Genomic DNA, 4,902 nt, shown 5'->3' with positions numbered 1-4,902 from the left:
TATGATAACTTTACTGTTAAAAGAAGTCTAGACAACCTTGTTTTATGCTTGGATATAAGGCTTATTTTAAAATAATAGTAGTGAAGATTTTCTAAAATTAACATAATACACGTTATACGAAATGCTTGATATTTCTCTTTAAATATCATTATATTAACGTAAGCCGTTCTGGAGTATAGGGCACCAGAACGGCTTTTTATTGATTATTCATGTTCCACGATCACTAATTGAGCGATGTTCCACGGTTTTATTCAGTTTTAATAAACATCATCCGGTTTTTTGAGGAGTCATTATTTCAAGTGCTTGCACTGAAATTGGCTCTTCAAAAAACTGGAGTCTTGGCTAACCATATGGAAGGAAAAAGCGGCTTAGGAAGCCTCTCTTCTTCTGTTCTGGTTCAACATGCTCCGGGATAGGAATACGCTTATTGTCTTGCTGAGGAGTAGTCAATTCGTCATAGTTCGTTGCTAGTTCCGACCGAGGATCCGTTGCTATATCCTGTTTAAAGCTCTGATCGGTAAAGGTAGTCATATTGGCTTTTGGTGCTTCTAGTAAGCGCTGCATAGCTTCAATCTGTTCTTGATAAAACGATTCACGTTCTAAAGATTGATTTTCTCTCTGTATTGCCTGATTTAATTGTTTTTCCAGTATGTCAACTTGACGTTTTAGTAAGTCAACTTCTGTCAAGTTTTGACTGTTAATTGATTGACTTTGATTGACTGTATCCTCTTTTTTTTGTGGTTCCCCAAAAACTCTTAGGGCCTCTGAAAAGTCAATTAATCCATCAGATCCTTTAGATAAATTTCCTTTGTTTATATGTGCATATATGGCTTGTCTTGAATATCCATAAAGCTTAGCTAACTCTGAAACTGACAGTTTTTTCATTATGTAAACCAGTTTTCAACTTGTGTTAATACCTGACTGTTAACTTAACAATTTCAATTAACAATGTCATTGAAATCCTAATTTTCTGAGTAAAGGAAGTAATTCCTTAAATTTCTCTGCATCTTGCAGCATGGCAGCTATACGTACAGCAAACTGCTGATAGCTTTCTGTGCCTTGTGAATATTTACTCATCTCAGGAAGCTCTGAGAGCTTGTTGGCGAATAGATGGCGTTGTTTATCTGTTATTTTTGAAAAGAGGTCTAATGTATTCGGATCTCTTTTAGATTCGACTGAATGCGTGGCTGATTTTTTCTGTTTAAAGCTAAATGAAAAACCAGTAATAGATCTACCTGTTTTATGCTGTTCAACTTTGACAATAATATCGGTATGTTCATTTACTTGTTTTAATGCAATGTCTAAAACATATTTTTTAAAATCATACATTCGTTTGTATTCAGTCTCGAGTACACCTATTTTTTGTCTAAAATCATACATAGTTATGAGAGGCGTTTTTCCAGTACTACGCCATGCAATCAATATTTCATATAAACGAACAGCATAAGCACTTGTTAAATTACTTATTTGTTGTATTTCATACTTTGTAAATTGTTCTTCTAACCTAGTAATTAAAGGCACAATAGCAGGGGCAAAAATAAGTCTAACGACAGCTTCATTATCAATATAAGCCACCTCGCTCACCCATCTTGATTTGTGATTAATAGTGTTACCTTTTTCACTAAGACTCTGATAACTGAATTGTCTTGCAAACAAGTCATCGCAAGCATCTTTTAACGCCTGATAAGCCGTATTTCGATGTACACCAAACTGATTAATATAACTTTCAGCATGAACTGTTAGTGGATCATTAGCATTTATCCCTTTACCCGATTCCCTTGCTTCAACAATAGCTAGGAGAATTAACCTCTGTTCAACTAGATCGAGGTTATAACTGGCATTGATTAAGGCGTTATCTTTAACAACTAGTTCTGTTTTCATATGAAAAGATTATATTTTTAATTCAATAAGACGAGGTTATATAATTATCTCGCTTAATGCAAGGTAAACCTCGTTTTAATGCAAGGTAAACCTCGTTTTAATGCAAGGTAAACCTCGTTTTAATGCAAGGTAAACCTCGTTTTAATATCTCTAGAACCATTATGAATAAAGGATTACAGCTTAATTAAAAGCATTTAAAAGCTTAAAAATAATTAAAAGCCCAGGGAGTAAAAAATTGCCCTTGGTTTTCGCTTCGCTCAAACTCTATTGAATCTCGCTTTCGCTCGATTCGTCGGGGCAATTTTTGGTTCATATTTTCGTGAATTTGAGAAAAAGCAAAAGCAAGATCAAAAGCAGCTCGGAATTCGCTTCGCTCATGAGCTTTTTTTCTCGCTACGCTCGGTTTAGGAATCAAATTTGGAAAGTTCGCACCCATTCGGGATGCTCTGTAAAGCAGGTGATTGATGGATAGGGAGCTTGTAATCAGGGAAAGGGATGGGCAAATTTTCTCAGTTCGCTCGTAGACACTCGCTCTGTTTAGCGACTCATGCCACGAGATTTCATTTTAGGCGCATGTTGCTGTGCTTTGAGCTGTTGTTCCTGTCTGAGTTTCATCTGTTGTTCTGCTTTGATCTCATCCACACATTTTTTAATGACTTGATAGGATGGGTATAGAGTCTGGTATTGCTTGGCTTTGGCTGGATGTTGTTGTTGGTACTGCTTCCAGGCATGTTCTTTGAATTTGTCATTTTCCAATAAATCCTTCACACCATGTTTTTTCTGGTGTTCATGCTGACCTTTCAGCTTTTTGTGCTCCTGGTAAATCGCATCACGTTGGGCTTCCCAGGCTTTTTTTCCAAACAGTAAGGGTTTGTTCTGAGTTAATTCGTTGTGTTGATCGACCAGGCTTTGCAATTTGTCATGACTTTGCTTGAGTCCGCTTTTCACGATCTCCTGGGCAAGCTGCTGATTGAACTCATTTTGATGTTTGTGGTGCTTGGTCAGGGTTATTTCGGCTTGTTTGAGATTACGCTGCATGAAATCCAGGTCTAGATTCGCGTCTTTTGCGCTGATTTCGCGTTTTAGCACTTTGCCAAGGGTTTCCCTCTGTTTTTCCTCAAACAGGGCTTTTTCGTCAATTGGTGGCGTTTTAGCGCTATTTTTGATTTGGATCTGCTGTTCTGTTTTCAGTGTGCTGAGTTTGATCTCATTTTCAGCAATCAGCAGATCCATATTTTTGCTGTATTGCAGCTGAGCCTGATTTCTCTGTTTGATTTCGTCATTGCTTCGGCTGATTTCGGTCTCAATCCCTTTTCGGCGCAGTTCGGTGACTTTCGGCCCTTCGTGCAGCGTGGCTTCTAAACCATTCTCCTGGTCTTTGTAGCTGCGGTGGTCGACTCGGGCAGTGTATCCAGCCAGATCCAGGTGCATATTGCAGATATCGGCAAAGTGTTCGCGCCAGTGTTCGATTTCTCCACTGTGTTTCTGATCCAGTTCCCGGGTTTTCTCGGTGAAGCCTTCCTGAGTAAGTTTGCGTGTGCTCATCAGGATATGCGCGTGATAATTGCGTTCATCACTACCAGATCCAGTATGCGGTGCATGAATACAGGCATCGACGGCTACCTGGTGTCTGTCCACGATACTGGCGCATAGCTCTTCGAGCATGGCCAGGCGTTGTTCCTGATTTAATTCACTTGGAAAAGCGATTTCAAATTCTCGGGCAACTGTCGAGTTTTTTCGGGTTTCCCGTTGTTCAACTTCGTTCCAGAGTCTTTCCCGGTTTTTTAAATGTTCTGGTGCGCCTTCGGGTAAATAAATTTCTTTATATTCCACACCTGTTTTTCGGCTGTAATCATGTTCTCGGCCCTCACGTTCACAATAGATCTTTTCACCTGCCCGATAGGCAATTGCAGCAGTGGCGGAACGCCCTGCTGATCGTGCTACGGTTTTGACTGAAAAGTGGTAAATCGCCATGCCTATTTTTCGCTTTTAAATTTTCACGTAGTGAAATACAACCGTGGATACGGTTGTCGGGGTATTGGGGAGACCCCAATCGTACTTGCAAACGAAGTTTGCATAAGTGCGCTCTTCGAGGAAAACATTACTATACATATAGCACCTTGAATGCATATTCAAGTGCGCTTATGTTAGGGATGGTTTCCCAGGATGATGGTATTGGATTAATGAGCGTTACTGAAACACTAGACAGCAAAATCAAAGCACAGGAAGAAAAGCTAAAGCAGCTAAAGGCTCAAAGACAGGCAGCACTGGCAAGAGAACGTGCCAAAGAGAAAGAACAGGCTCGAAAGGATGATACCAGACGCAAAATTTTAATTGGATCCTGTATGCTAAAGATCACTGAAGATGATGAACAAGCCAGAGCTAAATTAATTGCTCAGATGGATAAGTATTTAACAGATGAGCGTGACCGAAAGCTTTTTAATTTATAAATTTTGAGGGATAAGTAGTGGAAGATCCAACACTTAATAAGTTAATACGTAATACAGAATTATTCTTCGAACATCACTGGAATGTAGACCTATTAGGAAAGCCTCCTGAATGGTCACCAGTACATTTTAATTTTGGAAAAATTCCTAATTACGATAAACAAGGTGTATATGCGTTTGTCAAAGGGGATTTAGTGACTTATATCGGTGTTGGGACTTCTAGAGGTGCTGGCCGTTATCGTGGTAATGGCTTAAGCGCCAGGGTAATGAAATATTGCCGATGGAATGAAGATAAAACTGAATATATTGCGATAGATCCAAGACTGAAAGATGCTGGATCCATCATTACAATAGGCTTTGAGCGTGATACGGCTTATTTAGCAAATGCCCTAGAAGTTTTTCTTATCTCTAAAATCCAACCTGTCCACAATGTGGTTAAAGTTGGTATGTAATTTCGCATAAGAAATTTTATGTTAAATGATTGTTAGAAATGCCCCTTGATCGAGGCATTTTCTATAAAGAATACTAAAAACTAATTAAAGCCAACCAAGTTTCAAAACAAGGCAGTTCTCAG

General features: G+C 39.0%; 6 protein-coding genes. 2 read left to right on the top strand and 4 right to left on the bottom strand.

Going from position 1 to position 4,902, the window contains the following annotated elements:
• Positions 1 to 342 precede the first annotated feature (342 nt).
• From FTV41_RS13625 to mobQ, 4 genes are all read right to left on the bottom strand, one after another.
• Entirely contained in the window at positions 343 to 885 is a 543-nt protein-coding gene (locus tag FTV41_RS13625) for a plasmid replication DNA-binding protein (protein WP_004896925.1), read from the bottom strand.
• A 66-nt stretch (positions 886 to 951) separates the two neighbouring features.
• Complete coding sequence (repM, locus tag FTV41_RS13620; protein WP_068553070.1) at positions 952 to 1,881, bottom strand: replication initiation protein RepM; 930 nt, start codon at positions 1,879 to 1,881, stop codon at positions 952 to 954.
• Positions 1,882 to 2,083: 202 nt separating this feature from the next.
• Positions 2,084 to 2,317: a hypothetical protein gene (locus tag FTV41_RS13615; RefSeq protein WP_068553069.1), complete on the bottom strand. Its 234-nt coding sequence runs from the start codon at positions 2,315 to 2,317 to the stop codon at positions 2,084 to 2,086.
• Positions 2,318 to 2,418: 101 nt separating this feature from the next.
• Complete coding sequence (gene mobQ, locus FTV41_RS13610) at positions 2,419 to 3,855, bottom strand: MobQ family relaxase (RefSeq protein WP_107111964.1); 1,437 nt, start codon at positions 3,853 to 3,855, stop codon at positions 2,419 to 2,421.
• Between the two features lie 209 nt (positions 3,856 to 4,064).
• Here mobQ and FTV41_RS13605 point away from each other — a divergent pair, with 209 nt between their 5' ends.
• Positions 4,065 to 4,331: a mobilization protein gene (locus FTV41_RS13605; RefSeq protein WP_088749624.1), complete on the top strand. Its 267-nt coding sequence runs from the start codon at positions 4,065 to 4,067 to the stop codon at positions 4,329 to 4,331.
• A 17-nt stretch (positions 4,332 to 4,348) separates the two neighbouring features.
• Entirely contained in the window at positions 4,349 to 4,780 is a 432-nt protein-coding gene (locus FTV41_RS13600) for a hypothetical protein (RefSeq protein ID WP_039090891.1), read from the top strand.
• Positions 4,781 to 4,902 lie beyond the last annotated feature (122 nt).

The sequence above is a fragment of the Acinetobacter sp. YH16051 genome, from assembly GCF_013417135.1.
Lineage (GTDB): Bacteria > Pseudomonadota > Gammaproteobacteria > Pseudomonadales > Moraxellaceae > Acinetobacter > Acinetobacter towneri.
This window is presented reverse-complemented; position numbering and strand designations above follow the sequence as displayed.